General features: G+C 35.9%; 2 protein-coding genes and 1 pseudogene. All 3 read left to right on the top strand.

What is annotated here, in order from left to right; all coding sequences use genetic code 11:
* A partial coding sequence (locus KTHG_RS20900; protein WP_139996313.1) for a phage portal protein occupies positions 1-358 on the top strand: 358 nt, incomplete at its 5' end.
* The gene (locus KTHG_RS20895) at positions 355-1,062 is read left to right on the top strand and encodes a head maturation protease, ClpP-related (RefSeq protein ID WP_222424362.1); all 708 of its coding nucleotides are present in this window, start codon (positions 355-357) and stop codon (positions 1,060-1,062) included. The genes KTHG_RS20900 and KTHG_RS20895, both read left to right, overlap by 4 nt.
* Before the next feature lie 21 nt (positions 1,063-1,083).
* Positions 1,084-1,570, top strand: a pseudogene (locus tag KTHG_RS20890) (phage major capsid protein); the annotation flags it as partial.

Here is a 1,570-nt window from a genome sequence, read left to right as displayed (position 1 = left end):
CTTGGGTATTCCCGTTAATCTGATTCATGGTGATGTAGCCGAATTAGAAGATGCAATGAAAGCCTATGTGAAGTTTTGTTTAGGACCACTTTTAAAGAAGATTGAAGATGAATTGAATGCAAAAATCAAGCTAGGGAAAGATGAAAAAATTCAACTGCGTGGTATTGCCATTCATGATGTCATTCAAAATTCGGAAGCTGTAGATAAATTGATTGCGTCCGGAGCTTTTAGTCGAAATGAAGTACGTGAACTATTTGGTATGGACCGAGTAGATGATCCAGAGTTAGATGTGTATGTTTTAACGAAAAACTATGAAAAAGTAGATACGAACACAACCAAAGGAGGTGAGAGTCAGTGAAGTTAGAAGTAATAGGTGACATCATTTCAAATGATGATAAATGGATTTATGACTTGTTTGAGATGGATAGTACAGCACCAAAAGATATTGTGAGCGCACTACCTTCAACGAATGAAGATATCGAAATCATTATTAATTCGGGTGGTGGAGATGTTTATGCTGGTAGCGAAATTTATACAGCCTTAAAAGAATATCCTGGTAAGGTAAATATTAAAATTGTGGGGATTGCAGCATCTGCAGCATCTGTGATTGCGATGGCCGGTCATGGGAAGATTAGTCCAACAGCTCAAATTATGATTCATAATGTATCTAGTAAAGCAGTCGGAGATAATCGTACAATGCAACATGAAGCCGATGTCTTAAAAGGTTTTAATGAATCGATTGCCAGTGCTTATGTAAATAAAACTGGATTATCGTTAGAAGAAGTTTTAGATATGATGAATAAAGAAACATGGCTTACTGCGCAACAAGCCGTTGAATTAGGTTTTGCGGATGAAGTCATGTTTACGAATAGTGCACCAAAATTTGTTGCTTCAACAGGTTCTAGTTTGTCACCAGAAGTAATTAATCGGATGAAAACAATTTTGAATAAAGAACCTGTAGTGAATGTAGATGAAATTGTAAATAAAGTGATGGAAAAAATGAATACACAGAGCGAACCACCAAAACCACAAAATAAAGGATTTGGACGGTTCGTTTTTTAGTTTAACTAGGAGGTCATATAGATGACAATTAATTTAACAAATGATTTTAAAACAGCACGACAAAACTTTTTAAATGCCGTACAAAATGGTGAACCAGAAGAAAAACAAGGCGAGTTATATGCCGAAATGATTAATGAACTATTTGAAGAAACGAAAAAGCAAGCGCGCGCAGAAGCTGAAAAATTCGCTGCGACAACGCCAGCTGAAGCTAAGATGACGGCACGTGAACGTACATTTTTTAATGCGATTAATACAGAAGTTGGTTACAAAGAAGAAACGCTTTTACCAGAAGAAACAATTGATCGCATCTTTGAAGATTTAACAACTGCACATCCACTATTAGCTGAAATTGGCTTACAAAATGCCGGATTGCGTTTGAAGTTCTTAAAATCAGAAACATCTGGTACAGCTGTATGGGGCAAAATCTTTGGTGATATTAAAGGGCAATTAGATGCAGCATTTAATGATGAAGAAGTGATTCAACATAAATTAACAACATTTGTTGTTG

The sequence above is a fragment of the Kurthia sp. Dielmo genome, assembly GCF_000307285.2.
Classification (GTDB): domain Bacteria; phylum Bacillota; class Bacilli; order Bacillales_A; family Planococcaceae; genus Kurthia; species Kurthia populi.
This window is presented reverse-complemented; position numbering and strand designations above follow the sequence as displayed.